Annotated in this window: 19 protein-coding genes, 3 tRNA genes and 1 pseudogene; 15 read left to right on the top strand and 8 right to left on the bottom strand. The window is 57.2% G+C overall.

All coding sequences use genetic code 11. The features are described from left to right. Positions 1 to 100 precede the first annotated feature (100 nt). The 12 genes from msbA to nadS all read left to right on the top strand — a co-directional run bounded on the left by msbA (position 101) and on the right by nadS (position 8,910). Complete coding sequence (msbA, locus tag OKC28_RS13630; protein ID WP_099993790.1) at positions 101 to 1,870, top strand: lipid A ABC transporter ATP-binding protein/permease MsbA; 1,770 nt, start codon at positions 101 to 103, stop codon at positions 1,868 to 1,870. Further along, the gene (lpxK, locus tag OKC28_RS13625; protein ID WP_270689752.1) at positions 1,870 to 2,865 is read left to right on the top strand and encodes a tetraacyldisaccharide 4'-kinase; all 996 of its coding nucleotides are present in this window, start codon (positions 1,870 to 1,872) and stop codon (positions 2,863 to 2,865) included. Before msbA ends, lpxK begins: the two co-directional genes overlap by 1 nt. 142 nt (positions 2,866 to 3,007) lie before the next feature. Next, on the top strand, positions 3,008 to 3,196 hold the full coding sequence (locus OKC28_RS13620) for a Trm112 family protein (RefSeq protein WP_005320086.1): 189 nt from the start codon (positions 3,008 to 3,010) through the stop codon (positions 3,194 to 3,196). After that, complete coding sequence (gene kdsB, locus OKC28_RS13615) at positions 3,193 to 3,972, top strand: 3-deoxy-manno-octulosonate cytidylyltransferase (protein ID WP_059113889.1); 780 nt, start codon at positions 3,193 to 3,195, stop codon at positions 3,970 to 3,972. Before OKC28_RS13620 ends, kdsB begins: the two co-directional genes overlap by 4 nt. A gap of 213 nt (positions 3,973 to 4,185) precedes the next feature. Continuing rightward, positions 4,186 to 4,830: a UvrY/SirA/GacA family response regulator transcription factor gene (uvrY, locus tag OKC28_RS13610; protein WP_005320080.1), complete on the top strand. Its 645-nt coding sequence runs from the start codon at positions 4,186 to 4,188 to the stop codon at positions 4,828 to 4,830. Between the two features lie 217 nt (positions 4,831 to 5,047). Next, on the top strand, positions 5,048 to 6,898 hold the full coding sequence (gene uvrC, locus OKC28_RS13605; protein WP_011898565.1) for an excinuclease ABC subunit UvrC: 1,851 nt from the start codon (positions 5,048 to 5,050) through the stop codon (positions 6,896 to 6,898). 184 nt (positions 6,899 to 7,082) lie between these two features. Then, on the top strand, positions 7,083 to 7,637 hold the full coding sequence (pgsA, locus tag OKC28_RS13600) for a CDP-diacylglycerol--glycerol-3-phosphate 3-phosphatidyltransferase (protein ID WP_270689751.1): 555 nt from the start codon (positions 7,083 to 7,085) through the stop codon (positions 7,635 to 7,637). A gap of 183 nt (positions 7,638 to 7,820) precedes the next feature. Then, positions 7,821 to 7,896, top strand: a tRNA-Gly gene (locus OKC28_RS13595). A 35-nt stretch (positions 7,897 to 7,931) separates the two neighbouring features. Next, positions 7,932 to 8,005: transfer RNA gene (locus tag OKC28_RS13590), tRNA-Cys, on the top strand. Positions 8,006 to 8,046: 41 nt separating this feature from the next. Then, positions 8,047 to 8,133: transfer RNA gene (locus tag OKC28_RS13585), tRNA-Leu, on the top strand. A gap of 254 nt (positions 8,134 to 8,387) precedes the next feature. Then, positions 8,388 to 8,624, top strand: coding sequence for a type II toxin-antitoxin system RelE/ParE family toxin (locus tag OKC28_RS13580; protein ID WP_207794263.1), 237 nt, complete (start codon positions 8,388 to 8,390; stop codon positions 8,622 to 8,624). A 1-nt stretch (position 8,625) separates the two neighbouring features. Next, positions 8,626 to 8,910 carry a NadS family protein gene (nadS, locus tag OKC28_RS13575; protein WP_021141034.1) on the top strand — a complete coding sequence of 95 codons (285 nt, stop codon included), beginning with the start codon at positions 8,626 to 8,628 and terminating at the stop codon, positions 8,908 to 8,910. Positions 8,911 to 9,557: 647 nt separating this feature from the next. Here nadS and OKC28_RS13570 read toward each other — a convergent pair. From OKC28_RS13570 to OKC28_RS13560, 3 genes are all read right to left on the bottom strand, one after another. Beyond that, positions 9,558 to 10,289 carry a hypothetical protein gene (locus OKC28_RS13570; RefSeq protein WP_021141035.1) on the bottom strand — a complete coding sequence of 244 codons (732 nt, stop codon included), beginning with the start codon at positions 10,287 to 10,289 and terminating at the stop codon, positions 9,558 to 9,560. 206 nt (positions 10,290 to 10,495) lie between these two features. Further along, a complete protein-coding gene (locus OKC28_RS13565; protein WP_125729364.1) occupies positions 10,496 to 10,780 on the bottom strand; it encodes a hypothetical protein in 285 nt (94 codons plus the stop codon). 631 nt (positions 10,781 to 11,411) lie between these two features. Continuing rightward, entirely contained in the window at positions 11,412 to 12,308 is an 897-nt protein-coding gene (locus tag OKC28_RS13560; protein WP_238583142.1) for a LysR family transcriptional regulator, read from the bottom strand. A 118-nt stretch (positions 12,309 to 12,426) separates the two neighbouring features. Here OKC28_RS13560 and OKC28_RS13555 point away from each other — a divergent pair, with 118 nt between their 5' ends. Beyond that, on the top strand, positions 12,427 to 13,200 hold the full coding sequence (locus tag OKC28_RS13555; RefSeq protein ID WP_270689750.1) for an SDR family NAD(P)-dependent oxidoreductase: 774 nt from the start codon (positions 12,427 to 12,429) through the stop codon (positions 13,198 to 13,200). A 138-nt stretch (positions 13,201 to 13,338) separates the two neighbouring features. On the opposite strand, the gene OKC28_RS13550 is transcribed toward OKC28_RS13555, so the two are convergent. From OKC28_RS13550 to OKC28_RS13530, 5 genes are all read right to left on the bottom strand, one after another. Continuing rightward, positions 13,339 to 13,515, bottom strand: coding sequence for a DUF3606 domain-containing protein (locus OKC28_RS13550; protein WP_005314534.1), 177 nt, complete (start codon positions 13,513 to 13,515; stop codon positions 13,339 to 13,341). A 135-nt stretch (positions 13,516 to 13,650) separates the two neighbouring features. Then, positions 13,651 to 13,899, bottom strand: a complete 249-nt coding sequence (locus OKC28_RS13545; RefSeq protein ID WP_017413027.1) for a GlsB/YeaQ/YmgE family stress response membrane protein — start codon at positions 13,897 to 13,899, stop codon at positions 13,651 to 13,653. 80 nt (positions 13,900 to 13,979) lie between these two features. Then, positions 13,980 to 14,744: a UDP-2,3-diacylglucosamine diphosphatase gene (locus tag OKC28_RS13540; RefSeq protein WP_021141041.1), complete on the bottom strand. Its 765-nt coding sequence runs from the start codon at positions 14,742 to 14,744 to the stop codon at positions 13,980 to 13,982. Continuing rightward, positions 14,741 to 15,451, bottom strand: a complete 711-nt coding sequence (locus tag OKC28_RS13535; protein ID WP_021141042.1) for a DUF4269 domain-containing protein — start codon at positions 15,449 to 15,451, stop codon at positions 14,741 to 14,743. The genes OKC28_RS13540 and OKC28_RS13535 overlap by 4 nt, the downstream gene beginning before the upstream one ends. Further along, complete coding sequence (locus tag OKC28_RS13530) at positions 15,441 to 15,938, bottom strand: peptidylprolyl isomerase (protein WP_005314539.1); 498 nt, start codon at positions 15,936 to 15,938, stop codon at positions 15,441 to 15,443. Before OKC28_RS13530 ends, OKC28_RS13535 begins: the two co-directional genes overlap by 11 nt. Positions 15,939 to 16,129: 191 nt before the next feature. Here OKC28_RS13530 and cysS point away from each other — a divergent pair, with 191 nt between their 5' ends. After that, on the top strand, positions 16,130 to 17,506 hold the full coding sequence (gene cysS, locus OKC28_RS13525) for a cysteine--tRNA ligase (RefSeq protein WP_021141043.1): 1,377 nt from the start codon (positions 16,130 to 16,132) through the stop codon (positions 17,504 to 17,506). 773 nt (positions 17,507 to 18,279) lie between these two features. Continuing rightward, positions 18,280 to 18,699: pseudogene (locus tag OKC28_RS13520) on the top strand (IS481-like element ISAs19 family transposase); the annotation flags it as partial.

Genomic DNA, 18,699 nt, shown 5'->3' with positions numbered 1-18,699 from the left:
TCATTTCCCCCTTGGGTTACGGGTATCGAGATGGCGGCGCTTGGTGGATGCCCAAGCTTTGGCTAGAATACCCCGTCATTTCCCTTATTAACGGCTATTCATGCAACAAGAAACCTCACAAGACAGCTGGCCTGTCTTCAAGCGTCTGCTCGGTTATGTCCGGGATCGCAAGTTGGGTCTGGTCGGCGGCATCATAGGGATGCTGGGCTATGCCGCCGTGGATACCACCTTCGTCTACTCCATCAAGCCGCTGATCGATCAGGGCCTCAATGGCAATGACAGCAGTGTGCTGAAGTGGATGCCTTTCTTCGTGCTTGGCATCGTTGCCCTGCGTGGCTGTGCCACTTTCCTCTCCAACTATTGCATGGCCTGGGTCGGCAACCATGTGGTGATGCGGCTGCAACAGCAGGTGTTCAGTCACCTAATGGCCATGCCCATGAGTTTCTTCGACCGCCAGAACACCGGCAACCTGCTGGCCAAGGTGACCTATGACGCAGGTCAGGTCTCCTCTGCTGCCAGCTCCACCCTGGTCTCGCTGGTGCGGGAAGGGGCGACCGTGATCGGTCTGCTCGGTCTGATGTTCTGGCACTCCTGGCAGTTGTCGGTGATCTTCCTAGTGGTAGGCCCGGTCGTCGGGATCCTCATTGGCCTCATCAGCCGCCGTTTTCGCAAGATCAGCCGCCACATACAGCAGGCGGTGGGTGACATCACCACCTCGACCGAGCAGATGCTCAAGGGTCATAAAGAGGTGCTGATGTTTGGCGGTCAGCAGGTCGAAGAGAAACGTTTCTTCCGCGTCAGCAACCACATGCGTCAGCAGACCATGAAGATGGTGGCTGCCGATGCCATCGGTAGCCCCATCGTCCAGATGGTGGCCTCCGTTGCGCTGGCCGTCTTCCTCTACGTGGCCACCATCGACAGCGTCAAGGCGACCCTGACAGCCGGTACTTTCACCGTCATGGTCACCTCCATGATGATGCTGCTCAAGCCGCTCAAAAGCCTGACCGACGTGAACAACCAGTTCCAGCGCGGCATCACCGCCTGTCAGAGCCTGTTTGGTCTGCTCGACTCCACACCTGAAGAGGATACAGGTACCCGTACTCTGGATCGTGCCCGTGGCGAGATCGAGTTTCGCAATGTCACCTTTACCTACCCGACCAAGGACACCCCTGCGCTGCACAACGTCAGCTTCAAGGTGGAGGCGGGCAAGTCCGTGGCCCTGGTGGGACGCTCCGGCTCCGGCAAGAGCACCATCGCCAGCCTGCTGACCCGTTTTTACGACGTGGAGCAGGGCGAGATCCTGCTGGATGGCGTCAACATTCGCGAGTACCGCCTGAGCGAGCTGCGCAAGCAGTACGCCTTGGTTTCCCAGCATGTGCACCTGTTCAACGACACGGTCGCCAGCAACATCGCCTATGCGGCAGAAGACAAATACAGCCGCGACCAGATCGTACAGGCCGCACGCATCGCCCATGCCGACGAATTCGTCAGCAAGATGACCCAGGGTTACGATACCGTGGTCGGCGAGAACGGGGCTTCGCTGTCCGGTGGTCAGCGTCAGCGTATTGCCATCGCCCGCGCTTTGCTGCGCGATGCCCCCGTCTTGCTGCTGGATGAGGCGACCTCGGCACTCGATACCGAGTCCGAGCGTCACATCCAGGCTGCTATCGACGAGCTGTGCAAGGCGCGCACCTCCCTGGTGATCGCCCACCGTCTCTCCACCATAGAGAAGGCGGACGAGATCCTGGTGATCGACGAGGGTCATATCGTCGAGCGTGGCAATCATGAAGCCCTGATGGCCAACCAGGGTACCTATGCCCAGCTGCGCGCCATCCAGTTCGGTAACACTTCCGTGGGTAACAAGGGCTAATGCTGCAGCAACTCTGGTACGGCAAGAGCGGCTGGCGCTGGTTGCTGGCCCCTTTTGCCCTGTTGTTTGCCATTCTTAGCGGCGCGCGCCGTTTCGCCTATCGGCGTGGCTGGTTCAAAGCCTATCGTGCCACTGTCCCTGTGGTGGTGGTGGGCAATATCTCGGTGGGCGGCAACGGCAAGACCCCTGTGGTGATCTGGCTGGTGGAGCAGTTGCAAGCTCGCGGATTCAGGCCAGGAGTGGTGAGCCGTGGTTATGGTGGCAAGGCGCCCCATTACCCCTATCGGCTCGATGCCGCCAGCACGACCGCGCAGGCGGGCGATGAGCCAGTGCTGATCGCCCGGCGCTGTGGTTGCCCCGTGGTGGTCGCCCCCAAGCGAGCCGATGCGGTGCGGCTGCTGGAGCAACGCGGTGAGGTGGATATCATCATCACAGACGACGGCCTGCAGCACTATGGGCTGTCCCGCGATATCGAGCTGGTGGTGGTGGATGGGGTACGCCGCTTTGGCAATGCCTGCCTGCTGCCCATGGGGCCATTGCGCGAACCGGTAACCCGGCTGAAGCGGGTCGATGCCATCATCTGCAATGGTGGTGAGCCTGCCAAAGGGGAGTATGCCATGCGCCTGGTGGCCGATGTGCCGCGCCGGGTGCGGGATGATGCCCAGGCCACCGAGCCCTTGCCCCGTGCGGTGGATGCCCTGGCCGGGATAGGTCATCCTCCCCGCTTTTTTGCTACCTTGGCCGAGCTGGGGTATGAGTTGCACCAGCAGGTTGGTTATGGGGATCATCATACGTTTGATCGTGATGAGCTGGTCGCCCGTTTCGGGCAGCGTCCGTTGCTGATGACAGAAAAAGACGCGGTCAAGTGCCGGACGTTTGCGCTGGATAGCTGGTGGTATCTGCCGGTCAGTGCCGAGTTGCCGACCTCCTTGCTCGATACCTTGCTGCAAAAACTGCCATCGCTGACAGTGCCGCGTTCAGGCTCCGGATTGTGACGCGACATCATAGGGGCCTGGTTATATCACCCGCTCGACATGGTTGAAGGGGGGTATTTCGGCCCGGAATCGAATATTGAATAGCTCGACATCATAAGGGCCTAGTTGTCTTGCCCGCTCGACATCGTTGAAGGAGTTTATTTTGGCATTGGACATTAAATTGCTCGACATCATTGCTTGCCCGGTTTGCAAGGGGAAGCTGCATTACAACAAGGCCGTGCACGAGCTGGTCTGCCGCTTCGACAAGCTGGCCTATCCGCTGGAAGAGGGGATCCCTGTGCTGCTGGAAAACCGTGCTCGCCAGCTCAATAGCGATGAGATGCCGTCATGAGTTTCGTGGTGGTCATTCCTGCCCGCTACGCCTCGACCCGCTTGCCGGGCAAGCCGCTGGCAGATATCCATGGCAAGCCCATGGTGCAGCACGTGGTGGAACAAGCCCTGCAATCCGGCGCGGATCGGGTGATCGTCGCCACCGATGACGAGCGGGTGCACAGCGCCCTGGCGTCTTTTGCCGAACAAGTCGGTGTCGAGGTGTGCATGACATCGCAGGATCACCAGTCCGGCACCGAGCGACTGGCGGAAGTGTGCCGTCACTACGGCTTCTCTGCCGACACTATCGTGGTCAACGTGCAGGGAGATGAGCCCCTCATTCCCCCCGCCATCATTCGTCAGGTGGCCGACAACCTGGCTGCGGCGAGCGCGCCCATGGCGACGCTGTCCGTACCCATTCAGGACGCAGAAGAGGCGTTCAATCCCAATGCGGTCAAGGTCGTGACGGACAAGGATGGCTATGCCCTCTACTTCAGTCGTGCTTGCATTCCCTGGGACAGGGATCGCTTTGCTGCCAGTGATCGCGCTGCTGGGAGCCACGAGCAGATTGGCGATCACTACCAGCGCCACATCGGCATTTACGCCTATCGCGCCGGTTTCATCCAGCGTTACGTGGACTGGGCGCCGAGCGTGCTGGAACAGGTCGAAGCCCTGGAGCAACTGCGGGTGCTCTGGTACGGGGAGAAGATCCACGTGGCCCAGGCGCTGCAAGCGCCACCGGTCGGGGTGGATACCCAGGCAGATCTGGACAAGGTACGCGCGTTGCTGGCGAACTGATGCCAGCACAATCAATGTGACCCTCTGAACGGTGCCTGCAGGCACCGTTTTTTGTGTTGAATCTTTATATAATTATTTGATTACAAACACCATTTACGAGCACTTTCAAACTTTTCCCGCCCATGGTTTGCCAAATGAACGAGTTTGGTTATGATGCAAGACGCCGTGTTAACCCTAACTGGCGTATAACGAGATAAAAAACGGGGTGTTTGGGTGATTAATGTATTCCTGGTCGATGATCATGAGTTGGTGCGTACAGGGATAAGACGCATTTTGGAAGATGTCCGCGGGATCAAGGTAGTGGGTGAGGCACAGAGCGGGGAAACCGCCGTTACGTTTTGCCGTCAGCACCATCCTGACGTGATCCTGATGGACATGAACATGCCGGGCATCGGCGGCCTGGAGGCGACCCGCAAGATACTGCGGATCCGGCCCGATGTGCGCATCATAGTGCTGACCATTCATTCAGAAAATCCGTTCCCGACCAAGGTGATGCAGGCGGGCGCCGCCGGTTACCTGACCAAGGGAGCCGCGCCGGACGAGATGATCCACGCCATTCGCCTGGTGCATTCAGGCCAGCGTTACATCTCCCCCGAGATCGCCCAGCAGATGGCCCTCAGTCAGTTTGCCTCGGCGGACGAGAATCCCTTCAAGTCCCTCTCCGAGCGCGAGCTGCAGATCATGATGATGATCACCAAGGGACAGAAGGTGACCGACATCTCCGAACAGTTGAACCTGAGCCCCAAGACGGTCAACAGCTACCGCTACCGCCTGTTCAGCAAGCTCGACATCAATGGTGATGTGGAGCTGACCCATCTGGCCATTCGCTATGGCATGCTGGATGCCGACACACTGTAACCGGCTGTCGTGTAGCAAGCAAAGGCGGCCCGGCCGCCTTTTTGCATTTCGCCGGCCTGGCGCAGTATGCTCTCTCCGTTGATGCTGACTTTTATCGTTTTCGCCCCTTTGTGTTGAGTCGAGTAGCTGATGACCTTTTCTCCCGAGCCCCTCTTTGACAGCAAAGCCTTTTTGAGTGCTGTGACGCGCCGGATCGACGTCTGTTGCCGGAGCCATCATGACGACTTCTGAACCTCTCTTTGACAGCAAGGCTTTTTTGAGCGCCGTGACCCACCAGAGCGGCGTTTACCGCATGTATGACAGCGGCGGCACCGTCATCTATGTGGGCAAGGCCAAGGATCTGAAAAAGCGGCTCGCCTCCTATTTTCGTACCAATGTCGACAGCATCAAGACCCGTACCCTGGTGCGCCAGATCGCCGACATTCAGGTCATGGTGACCCATACGGAGACAGAGGCGCTGATCCTCGAGCACAATCTCATCAAGCAGTACCAGCCGCGTTATAACGTGTTGCTGCGGGACGACAAATCCTACCCCTGGATCATCATCACGGCGCACCAGCACCCCCGCATCGGCGTACATCGCGGTGCCCGCAAGATTAAAGGGGAGTACTTCGGTCCTTACCCTTCCGGCGGCGCCGTGCGCGAGAGCCTGCATCTGATGCAGAAAATCTTTCCTGTGCGCCAGTGCGAAGACGCCGTCTATGCCAACCGCACCCGTCCCTGTCTGCTCTATCAACTCAAACGCTGCGCCGGTCCTTGTGTCGCCGGTCTGGTGAGCGAGGCTGAGTATGCCCAGCAGGTGGGGCTGGCCAAGCTGTTTCTGGCGGGCAAGAACCAGCAGGTGATAGGTGAGCTGGTAGGCAAGATGGAGTCCGCCAGCGGCGATCTGCGCTTCGAAGAAGCGGCCCGCTATCGGGATCAAATCCAGGCGCTGCGCCGGGTAACAGAGCAGCAATCGGTGAGCGGCAACGTGCTGGACGACCTGGACGTCATCGGTGTCGCATTCGAACAGGGCGCAGCCTGTATCCATGTGCTCTTTATCCGCCAGGGCAAGGTGCTCGGCTCGCGCAGCTACTTCCCCAAGGTCCCGAGTGACACGCCCCTCGAAGAGGTGGTGCAATCCTTCCTGTTGCAGTTCTATTTGTCGGGGCAGGGGGGCAGGCAGATCCCGAGCGAGGTGCTGCTGGACGTCGCCCTCGAGGATGAAACCCTGATCGCCGACACCCTGAGCCAGACTGCTGGCTACAAGGTACGGGTGGTGAGCCGTACCCGTGCCGAGCGGGCTCGCTTCATCAAGCTCGCCTCCATCAATGCAGAGACCGCGCTGCGCTCGCGCCTCGCCCACAAGAGCACCACCACGGCCCGCTTCAGCCAGCTGGAAGAGCTGCTGGAGCTGGAGCGCCCCATCGCCCGCATGGAGTGTTATGACATCTCCCACACCATGGGGGAGCGCACCGTGGCCTCTTGCGTAGTGTTCAACCGCGAAGGGCCGCTCAGCTCCGAGTATCGTCGTTTCAACATCGACGGCATCACAGGCGGTGATGACTACGCTGCCATGGAGCAGGTGCTGGAGCGGCGCTTTGGCAAGCTGCAAGAGCCGGACAAGGTGCCGGATGTGCTCTTTATCGACGGCGGCCTGGGTCAGTTGCGCCGCGCTGAGGAGATCCTGGCGCGTCAGCAGGAGTTTCTCGGCGGCAAATACCCGCTGCTGGTGGGCATTGCCAAGGGGGTAACCCGCAAGGCGGGGCTGGAGACCCTGATCATGGGGGAGAGCCACGAAGAGCTGCACTTGCCGGCAGATATGCCCGCTTTGCACCTGATCCAGCATATTCGCGATGAATCCCACCGTTTTGCCATTACCGGCCACAGAGCACGGCGCGCCAAGGCCCGAACTAGCAGTACCCTGGAGGACATTCCGGGGGTCGGGCCCAAACGTCGTCAAGCCCTGCTCAAGTATCTGGGGGGCTTGCAGGAGGTGAAAAAGGCAGGTGTGGACGATCTCGCCAAGGTGCCGGGTATCAGCCAGGAGCTGGCCCAGTCGATCCACGATGCACTGCGCTCGCTCTGAACATAGCTCTCAACCCCGGATCCTGATGCACAAGAGCCGTGACGCAAGGGGGCTGAAAATGCCATAATGGCCCGCATCCTGAGGTTATTGATGGATTAATAGACCAAGGCGGGCGCCTGTCCGGTTGCATCCGTGATCGGCTTGGGGCTACCATGTAGCGGCATACAAGAAGTGGCTGAAAATAATGACAAATATTCCTAACCTGCTGACGTTTTTTCGGATTTTGCTCATCCCCGTCTTCGTCATCCTGTTTTATGTTCCCTACCAGTGGTCCTATCTGGCGGCGGCTGTCGTCTTCACTCTGGCGGCCGCGACCGACTGGTTTGATGGCTATCTCGCCCGCAAGCTGAACCAGTCCACCGCCTTCGGCGCCTTCCTCGATCCGGTCGCTGACAAGATCATGGTGGTCGCGGCCCTGGTGGTCATAGTCGAACACTACAACACCATCTGGGTCACCATCCCCGCCATGACCATGATTGGCCGCGAGATCATCATCTCCGCCCTGCGTGAATGGATGGCCGAACTTGGCAAGCGTTCCGCGGTTGCAGTCAGCTGGATTGGTAAATGGAAGACCATGATCCAGATGGTGTCGCTCACCGGCCTTATCTGGCAATACGACATCTGGATGGTGTGGCTCGCTTACGTGCTGCTGTATGTGGCGACCGTACTCACCTTCTGGTCCATGTTCCAGTACATGAAAGCGGCCTGGGGCGATCTGACCTACCACTCCCGCTTCTAGTTTCTGCCCTGGCAGAAAACGGCGTTTCCTTGTCGTTGGGGCAGGGAAACACTCATGAGTGGTAAAAGTGCAGGAAAAGGGTAAAAAACACCCGAACGATCAGGGTATTAAATATTTTTGGTTGACTGAGCGAGGAACATCGCTAGAATGCGTCCTCGTAGTCAGGCAGTCAGCCAGACCAATGCGGGAATAGCTCAGTTGGTAGAGCACGACCTTGCCAAGGTCGGGGTCGCGAGTTCGAGTCTCGTTTCCCGCTCCAAATTCAGACAATAGAGAGCCAACTCTCTTTTGCATGGCGCGTTAGCAAAGCGGTTATGCAGCGGATTGCAAATCCGTTTAGTCCGGTTCGACTCCGGAACGTGCCTCCATATTGACAAGCCCGCCAGGCGGACTTGATACCGATTGCGGTGCCCGAGTGGTGAAATCGGTAGACACAAGGGATTTAAAATCCCTCGACGTTCGCGTCGTGCCGGTTCGATTCCGGCCTCGGGCACCATTAAAATCAAAGACTTACGAAGGCCACTAGCGATAGTGGCCTTTTTGTTTTCGGCCAAGTGGCGACAGAGTGGCGACAGAGAATGTCAGCGGTTGTCGTTATTTTTCTTGAGGTGTACTATGTACACCATTGGATTGATTGGCTAGAGTGAGTGATGGGTGAGTAACGCCATTGAGTTTATTGAGACATCGATCTTTACCAAACAGATAAAAGCACTCGCAACAGATGATTAGCTCAGAGCACTACAAACAGAATTGATTGCCCAGCCGGAAAAGGGCGATTTGATCCAAGGCACGGGGGGTCTGCGAAAAATTCGCATGGCAACTGGCCAGCAGGGGAAGAGTGGCAGCGCGAGAGTTATCTACTTTCTAGCGACAGCTGAGATGATTTACTTAGTGCTTGCCTATGCCAAGAGTGAGAAAGAAAGCCTGACATCGGCAGAAAAGGCCGAGTTAAAGCGCTTGACCACGTTACTAAAAGGCGAGGTTTAACATGAACATGTTTGACGAATTGAAGGCTTCCCTTGAGGAGGCTGTTGAAATTAAGCAGGGCCTTCTTGAGACTGCCGTGCGGACTCGCTATGAAGTGGCGGACGTAAAGGCTATTCGCCTCGCACTTAATGTTTCTCAGCAAGAGTTTGCCCAGGCTCTTGGGACGAGTGTTGATACGGTCAAAAGTTGGGAGACCCGGCGCCGCAACCCGACGGGATTGGCAGCGAAGGTCTTGACGCTTATGAAAGAAAAGCCAGATCTCTACAGTGAGCTAGCTGCTCACTAATGTGGATTGAGACGATAGATCGAGAAGAGGCCCATAATGTGGGCCTCTTCTGCTTTTGAGTGCGGAGAACGCCAAGATGAAGCTCATTTGCTATGACCGCCTCGGTTAACCATCACAACTTATGCTTTTTCAAAATTTCAGTTATCAGATCAGCCATAATCACGCCTAACTAGCTGAAAAAAAACGGCTTCTCGTTATTTTCTCGTAGCAAACGAGATCCTTCCCGATCATTCAAATCCCCACGAAAAGTACGAACCTCCCAATATATTCAATAGGTTACGTTTTCAGCTCGGCTATTCAGAGCCCCGCCGAACTGTAAAACCCTACAATTTCTTTCGATCCTTTCAGATCCTAACCTCGTCCGAGGTCCTTTATCTGGCGTGGCCTTGGCCTATGGTTTTGCGGTAATCCACTTCTGTAAAAAATTTTATTGATGCAGCCCGCAGGTGGTAGCAGAAGAGCGTGGATTCCATGGCGCAAACGCGGCGATGGGCGTCGCCGCCATATGTTGGGAGGCTGTGAGCGTGTACAGGCTTCACGTATGATGCCGCGCTGCGCCATTCCCATGCCATGTTCAGGCACCGTCAGGCAGATAGAAGAAGGCCCCACATTGTGGGGCCTTCTTGACGTTAAGACGCTTGGGTCGATTACAGAGACTGCAGTGCAATGGTTGCACTCTGGGAGTTCTGCTGGCTGTCTGCATCCATCCAAACCCACTGCGAGCCATCGCCCTGCAGGTTCTCAGTAATGCTTTGGATCTGGGAGGTCGTGATGGTAATTGCCCCGGTCTCACTGGCCGTCGGCCCCATCTTGGTGATCTGACCTTTGAGCAGACCATTGGAGGTCTCGTTGACGACAAACACGGTCGCCTTGTCTTGCCGGAACTGGCATGAAATGAACTGGGTGATGGTACTGGCGATCGTCAGGTTCATCCATTTTGACGGAGGCACTGCATAGTACCGAGTATATTTGTTGAACGGCACCGGATCACCGTTGGCTTGCAACGGCTGGTTGTTCAGACCGGCAGTATTGGTCGGCATGCTGACACTGCCCAGCCAGAGGTCAACTTGGGCGATGCCGCTGTTGCTGGGCAGAGAGACGGAAATGGTTTGAGTGTCAGTGCCAGACACAAAGCCCATTGATGCCAGGCCTGCGTTGGCCGTCGTACCCGGTACTGTGATTTGGCAGGGAGGTTGGCTGTTACTCCAGACAACGTTAACCGCAGCGTTGTTGTCATTTTGGGCCGAGTTGTAGATGAAGATCCCATACAGCTGGTCGGGACGCAGCACAGTACAGGTTGCAGTGTCACCGGCTTTGAGGGTGATGCGTTGTCCGCCGTTCCAGTTGAGCTGGGATGCTGCAATAGCGATGCTTTCCATGGTATTTCCTTTTCCTTGATGAAATGTAAGGGATACCGCGTAGCTACATATCTACTTCTGCTCCACGTGAAATGGAGCCTAGCAATGAGATTCGAATGGATCAAGTGACAATAATTCTTTTTTGATTAAGTTATCATTACAGGCGGTACTGGCTTGAGACGGAATGCACATCGTCGTTGATGGTGGGCTCTAAAAAGAACACAAATTCAATTGGATAAGCTTTCCAAGATAGATACTTGCTCATGAAAATCAGGAAGCTGAGGTGGCAACACAAAAGACTCCCATTGTAAAAGCACTCTAGCGGGAAGGAGCCGGTCCCATACCAAGCCGATCCTGTAGAGTTTCGGGAAAAGGGGATCTGGCGCACAACGAACTACCTTTGCATGCATCAAATAGTCCTGAGGTGATGGAATAATCAGCCTGTCGCCAGGCTTGAGCTGTGCCTTGCCCATCAGCCCCACGCCACGGATATTGACATCGCGAAGATTCATCCTTAGCGCAGGTCTGAATGCGTCAAACCAGATGTTGTCTAGATGGCACTGGACAACATAACCCCCACCAGAAAGAACAAAACGGACGTAACGCCGAGAGTCATAGCCAAGAGGAATGACATCATCAACTGGCCTTTCTATTTGCCCCCTATCTCTCATTGTTTAATTCCCAAATGACGACATACATATGGTCAATGATAGATGTGACATTTTAAATGCTAATTATATATTTTGGTTATAAGAAAATAGATTTATACTTAACGTATTGATTATTAAATCGTATTTTTTGGATTGATATCCCTAAATTGGTAATGCTTTAGTATGATGTTGTCACTCAGCAATGAGGTCTGGCTGCGTTGTCTACCTGCAGCAGGGCAAGCCGAACCGAGCAGGAGATGAAAGAAAAGATTACCAACAGCAAGGGGTGGGAAACTGTCGCCCTCTGTTCATCAATATCCCGGATGGCAAGACCGACAGCATCAAGCTTATCCCGGTGTTGGAGCGCGAGCTGGACTTGCTGTTACAGGGGGGCTTGTCTTGATCCATGAGCTCAAAGCAGGTTTGCCAGTGCGCAAGGCACTGACACACTGGAAATCTGATCTGTGTCATATGACGTTGTTTCCGTGCCGGTTCAAAACGGCAAGCGGAAGCAATCGATCACAGCTTTTAGTGCCGCAGGCAACTGCCTGTGGCCGGGATAATAGAGAAAGAAGCCGGGGTAGGTGATCGACCAGTCTGCCAGAACCCGTATCAGTCGGCCGGTTGTCACCAGGTCATCGTGTTCGGGGCTTTGCGCTGTATAGACCAGTCCTATGCCGTCCAGCGCGAGGCGAGTCATCATGCTGACGTTGTCGACTGTCACCGGACCATTAACCGGAACCGCGATTTGCCTGCCATCTTTTTCGAATTCCCAGCGGTATAAAGACCCTCCTGTGATTTCCCGCCGTCCGATGCACAAGTGATGCTGTAAATCGGCGGGGGTCAGCGGGATGGCGTGCCGTTCGAAGTACGCCGGTGAGCCATACACTGCAGAATGGAAATCTGCCGTCAGACGAACCGCACTCATATCTTGCTGAACATCGCTGCGAATGCGTACACCGGCATCAAAACCTTGGCTGATGATATCCACGAAGCCGTCGTTGGTAGCCAGCTCCAGCTGAACATCAGGATACTGATGGCAAAATTTCTGCAACTGCGGCAGAAATATCATGTCAGCTGCGATCCTTGGCGTGTTGATCCGCACCCTTCCCTGTGGACTTTCCCTGAACGCATTTACTTTCTCGACGGCATTCGCAATAACGTTGAATGCCGGGGCTATCTCTGCCAGCAGGGCCAGACCTGCCTGGGTCGGCGAAACGGTACGGGTGGTACGGTTCAGCAGTCTGACGCCGAGCCGCTCCTCCAGCGCACGCAAGGCATGGCTGAGCGTTGATGCCGTCAAATTCAGGCGTGCCGCTGCTTTGCGAAAGCTTTTCTCTTCCGCAACCGCAACAAATGCAGTCAGTTCTCCAAATTCATTTGTTCGCACTGCGTTCCCATTGCTGAATACAGGCCAGTAAATCATGCGATATAAGGTGACTTATTCGTGACAATAAAGCCACCTATAGTCTGACCTCCATCGAGTCTTTCATTAACGAGGTACAGAGATGTTTCAATCATTACGTCTGCAAGATAGTGTCGCGCTGGTTACGGGGGGCGGAAGTGGAATTGGTCGGGCAGCTGCGCTGGCGTTTGTCCGTGATGGTGCAAAAGTCGTGGTCGCCGGACGACGGGAGCTTGAACTGCTGGAGACTGTCGATTTGATCCACGCCCAGGGAGGGGAAGCGCTTGCGGTGCCAACAGACGTAACGGACAGTGCTCAGGTGAAGGCGCTGATTGCTGTGACGCTGGCTCATTTTGGGCGCCTTGATGCGGCCTTCAATAACGCAGGGGTGGAGGGGTTTGCGCCGATCAGCGAGATGACGGAAGTTGAATTTGATCGCGTGATCGCCACCAATCTGAAAGGGGTCTGGTTGTCAGTGAAATATGAGCTGGAAGCGATGACGGCCGCCGGTTGCGGTGGCGCTATCGTCAATACGTCATCTTGGCTGACCCGGGGCGCGACTGCTAGCTCGGCAGCGTATTCCGCCAGCAAGGGCGGGCTGGATGCCATGATCCGCGCCCTTGCGCTGGAAGCCGGCCCTCATGGCATCCGCATCAATAACGTCAATCCCGGCATCATCAATACGCCGATGGCACAACGGATGGGGGCGAATGAAGAGACGCTCAAGCCTTTTGTGAGACTGGCACCGGCAGGGCGTATCGGTGGGGCTGACGATGTTGGCGACGTGGTTGCCTGGCTGTGCAGCGACGAAGCCCGATTCATCACAGGCCAGAGTCTGCTGGTCGATGGCGGTTTCACCATTGCCGGATTGCGTTAAGCCAGGATGCGCTCGACCTTGGTTCGTGGTGAGCCTGTGTCCGTGCTGTGATCCTGCACCTGACTGAGCATGATGGCGATGACCCATGCAAAAAGCCCCTCGCGGGGCTTTTTCAGCGGATTGCCATTTCTCGAACGGCTACTTCTTGAGGTGTTTTCGGATGGCCTTGCCCGAGGTGCCGACGGCTTTCACCGCTCTTTTCAGCTGTACTTCGGTGCACTCGAAGGTCTTGATCCACAGCTTCATCTCATAGGGGTCATTGACGTTGATGCTCTTGGCGTCAAGGGGATGGGCTAGGGTGTTGTTGTCAGGCATACGAACCTCAACTGATGGAAATGGCTGGCGAGAAAGAAGTTTCTGCCTGGTCGCCATCATCCCCCATATACCCATGCCGCATGGTGACGAGCTTCACACAACCCTGTACCCGTTCAAGATAAGGGTGGGGACGGGTCAGCTGCGGATCTTGTTGAACACAAACAGCACTATCAGTGCCCCCATGGTCGCGATGGCGATGCTGGAGAGGTTGAAACCTGTCACTGAACCCAGGCCCAGCAGGGTGCCGACATAGCCGCCCACCATGGCGCCGATGATCCCCAGCAGTACCGTCATGAAAAAGCCGCCGCCATCACGGCCCGGCATGATCCACTTCGCCAGAATACCCACCAACAGCCCCAACACGATCCAGGTGATAAATCCCATGGCCAACTCCTCGTTATCTATGTGAGCTCACATTATAGGGGAGGGGGCGATGGTGCGAAGGGCTGGCGATGGTCGGCTGGTCACAGATTGTCGGACTCATGGGCCCCGGCAGGATTGAGCGATGGCAAGGTGCGCTGCTCCAGCCGCTGTTCGCCCGGGCGGCATACCAGCACGGATCCCTGCTCGAACCAGTCTCCCAGCACGATACGGCGGGCAGGTTGACCGTCGAGCGTAAAATCGTGAATGGCGGGTCTGTGGGTGTGACCATGGATAAGCAGCTGGCAGCCGTGCTGGCGCAGCAGTGCGTCCACCGCCGCTGGCGTCACATCCATGATGGTCTGGCTCTTTTGAACATTTTCCATCTGGCTTTGGCCACGCATCTTGCAGGCGATGGCAAGGCGACGAGTGAGGGGCAGGCGCAAGAAGAGCCAGCGCAGCCATTTGAGCTGGGTGATGCGGCGAAGTTTCTGATAGCCCAGATCCAGGGTGCAGAGCAGATCGCCGTGGCTCAGCAGCACCCGCTCCCCATAGAGGTCGATCACGCAAGGATCAGCCAGCAGTGTCATGCCTGATCGCTTGGCAAACTGCCGGCCCAGCAGAAAGTCGCGGTTGCCGTGGATAAAGTAGATGGGCACGCCGCGCTGGCGCAGGGCCGCAAAGGCATCGGCGATGGCGTGATGGAGCGGATTGGGGTCATCGTCGCCAATCCAGAATTCAAACAGATCCCCCAGCACATAGAGGGCATCGGCACCGGGAGCGTCGCGTTCCAGAAAGCGCACCAGGGCGGCCGTCATGTCGGGCCGATCGCTGCACAGGTGAATGTCACTGATAAAGAGGGTGCTCATGATGGTGTGCAAGGGGCCCTGATAACTGGGTGGCTGGAAAAAGTGGCTGGCTGAGCAGAGGGTGCCTGTGCCTGAGGCTGCCAGTCAAGCTGGTCAAGGTCGTGCCCCTCCAGCGTCAACAGCGCCTGATAAGGGTCACCGGGCAACTTCAGCAGGTGGCAGATGGCCGCTTCCCCTTTCAGCCCTTGTTGCAGGCGCAAGGTGCGCAGTGTCTGGTAAAAGTCGTGGCCAAAGTGTTCTATCAAGGCGGCCATCAGGCTGAGGTGGCGCCAGCCGTTGAGGGTATCGACCCGTGCCGGGGTCACATAGAGCTCGATGGGCCAGGGGGTGCCCACGCCATCGATCAGGGCCTGCTCCAGCAGCCAGATGTCGCTGCCAAGGGCGCGGCTCTGCCACTGACGTTGGGCAAACAGGTCGGCAAGGGCGGCGGGATCGCTGTGCTGGCAGAGGATGTCGAGATCGCTGCCTGGCCGGTCGAGCCCGATGGCCAGGGTGCTCACCAGCGCCACATCCAGACACAGGCTCTGCAACTCCCCCCACAGGGGCGTGTCGTTCAACAGGGCATGGGCCGCGCGCTGGCGAGGATTGCCCAGGGCCAGATAGTCGAAGCGGCGCCAGTTAGGGCCGGCGGTCAAGCGCGCAGATGGAAAAACTGCGGCCGGGGCCGCAGTCAGTTCATCTCGCAGAAGGCAGAGATCAGTCTGCAAGGGTCACCTTGGTGATCACCACGTCTTCTACCGGCACATCCTGGTGCATGCGGCCGGCGTTGCCGGTCTTGACGGCTTTGATCTTGTTGACCACGTCCATGCCGGCGGTCACTTCACCAAATACGCAGTAGCCGAAGCCCTGGGTGGTGGCGGATTTGAAGTCGAGGAAGTCGTTGTTGCTCACGTTGATGAAGAACTGGGCACTGGCAGAGTGCGGCTCCATGGTACGGGCCATGGCGACGGTGCCGACCTTGTTGGACAGGCCGTTGGCCGCTTCGTTCTTGATGGGAGCGCGAGTCTCTTTCTCTTCAAAACCGGGGGCATAGCCGCCGCCCTGGATCATGAAGCCGTCGATGACGCGGTGGAAAATGGTGTTGTCGTAGTGACCGTCACGGCAGTATTGCAGGAAGTTGGCCACGGTTTCCGGGGCTTTTTCAGCGTTCAGGGTGAGGGTGATGTCGCCGTGGTTGGTGTGCAGAGTAACCATGATATGTCCTTTCAAATGTGGCGCGGGCGCGAAGGTGGCTCGCGGCTATGGCATAAAGTGGTGGCAATTCTAGCCCATCAAGGGGCTGCGGCATAGATGGCACGCAGGATCCGGCCTGTTTTCTGCCTCGTTTTCTCCACCGGATGCGGGTAGAATGGCAGGCCATTTTACTCACAGGCAGTGGTCATAAGATGCTGAAGATATACAACACACTCACTCGTCAAAAAGAAGAATTCAAACCTATCCACCCGGGCAAGGTGGGCATGTATGTGTGTGGCGTCACTATCTACGATCACTGTCATATCGGCCACGGTCGCACCTTCGTCGCCTTCGACGTGGTGGCCCGTTACCTGCGTTACTGCGGTTATCAGCTCAACTATGTGCGCAACGTCACCGACGTGGATGACAAGATCATCAAGCGCGCCGCCGAGACCAACGTCACCTGCGACGATCTGACCGAGCGCCTGATCGGCGACATGCACCAGGATTTTGATGCCCTCGGCATGGTGCGCCCGGACGTCGAGCCCCGCGCCACCCAGCACATCAGTGAAATCATCGAGCTGGTAGAGAGCCTGATCGCGCAGGATCACGCCTACGTGGCCGACAACGGCGACGTCATGTTCATCGTCGACTCCTATGCCGACTACGGCAAGCTCTCGGGCCAGGATCTGGAGCAGCTGCAAGCCGGTGCCCGCGTTGGCGTGGTGGATGCCAAGCGCAACCCGCTCGACTTCGTGCTGTGGAAGATGTCCAAGCCCGGCGAGCCGACCTGGGAAAGCCCCTGGGGCCCGGGCCGTCCTGGCTGGCACATAGAGTGCTCCGCCATGAACTCCAAGCACCTTGGCAACCACTTCGACATCCACGGCGGCGGTTCCGATCTGCAGTTCCCGCACCACGAGAACGAGATCGCCCAGTCCTGCTGCGCCCACGGTGGCGACTACGTCAACACCTGGATGCACAGCGGCATGGTGATGGTGGACAAAGAGAAGATGTCCAAATCCCTTGGCAACTTCTTCACCATCCGCGATGTGCTGGCCCACTACGACGCCGAGAGCGTGCGTTACTTCCTGATGTCCGGCCACTACCGCAGCCAGCTCAACTACTCGGAAGACAACTTGAAGCAAGCCCGCGCCGCCCTGGAGCGCATGTACACCGCCCTGCGCGATCTGCCGGTGGCTGCCGCCGCCGGTGGTGATGAGCAAGTCGCCCGCTTCAAGGAAGCGATGGACGACGACTTCAACACCCCGGAAGCCTATTCCGCCCTGTTCGATCTGGTGCGCGAAATCAACCGCCAGAAAACCGAAGACATGAGCGTGGCCGCAGGTCTGGGTGCCCGTCTGCGCGAACTGGGCGCCGTGCTCGGCATCCTGCAACAGGATCCGGACGCCTTCCTCAAGGGCAATGACGCCGATGACGAAGTGGCCGAGATAGAGCAGCTGATCGCCCAGCGCAACCAGGCCCGCGCCGACAAGAACTGGGCCGCCGCCGATGCCGCTCGCAACCGTCTCACCGAGATGGGCATAGTGCTGGAAGACAGCGCCGGCAAAACCAGCTGGCGCCGTGCCTAAGGGCGGTTGCCCTGTTGGTGCCAACAGGTTGAGCCAATAAAAAAACCGCAGCCCAAGGGCTGCGGTTTTTGTTTGTGGTCTGCCGGAGGGCTGACACCTTCCCTCTCTCCTGATTGGCATGGCTTTGCCATGCAGGACGCGAGGGCTCCGCCCTCGACAGGATTTCGCCGCCGCTGCGCGGCTTGGCGAGTGACTTTTGAAAGACCCGCTCTCTTTGGCAAATAACACCAAAAGTCTTCTCCCCCGGCAAACCGCCCGCTTCGCGGGTTCCCTCGTCTCGTCCAACGGGTCGGACGGAGCGCCGCAGACGGCACTTTGGCCTACGCCATCCATGGCTTCGGCCAAAGCCCGCTTCGAACATCCTTGTTCTAGCGCCAAATCGGGGTCGAGCAGTGCTCGCCCTGATCCGATTTGGCCCCTATGCCGGCTGCGCCATCATCCCTGATGGCGCTCCTGACCCGTTGAACTCGACTCGGCGGTTTGCAGGGGGAACCAATACCGTGCCCGCCCGTGGCTTTAGCGTGCATGTTGACCGCCTTTTCCGCTGAAAGGGGAGGGTAGAGCAAGGGGGTGGGGGGAATAGGGGTTTGGTTGGGATGAAGGCATGTTTGGGGAATAGAAATAAAAACCGCAGCTCAAGGCTGCGGTTTTTTAGAAGATTTAATTGTATGGAGATGGTATTCACCTGACAGTTGCCCACAAAAGGGAGTGGTCATACGGCTTCAAACCGGATAACAAAACGGTACCCCTACCGTGTTATCTGGAGTCACCGTATGACCACCAACGAGAAAGTAGCACGTCGCAAACTCAGCCTGCTAGAACTCGCCAAAGAGCTCAATAACGTCAGCAAAGCCTGCAAGCTCATCGGCTACAGTCGTCAGCAGTTCTACGAAATCCGTCGTAATTACCAGACCTATGGCGCCGAGGGCTTGCTCGACAAACTGCCCGGCTGTAAAGGGGCTCATCCCAACCGGGTCGCTCCCGAGATTGAGCAGGCCATCCTCGATTATTCCCTCACCAGGCCTACTCACGGCCCGCTGCGGGTCGCGCAAGAACTAGCTCTACAAGGTATCAACGTCAGTGCCGGCGGCGTGCGTGGCGTGTGGCAACGTCACGATTTGCTCTCCAAACACGACCGCTTGTTACGTCTCGAGAAAACCCATCGGGAACAAACGATTGAGCTCAATGACGAG

Source organism: Aeromonas sp. D3, assembly GCF_027705025.1.
GTDB classification, from domain to species: domain Bacteria; phylum Pseudomonadota; class Gammaproteobacteria; order Enterobacterales; family Aeromonadaceae; genus Aeromonas; species Aeromonas salmonicida.
Note: the sequence above shows the minus strand (reverse complement) of the source record. Positions and strands in the feature narration are given on the sequence as shown.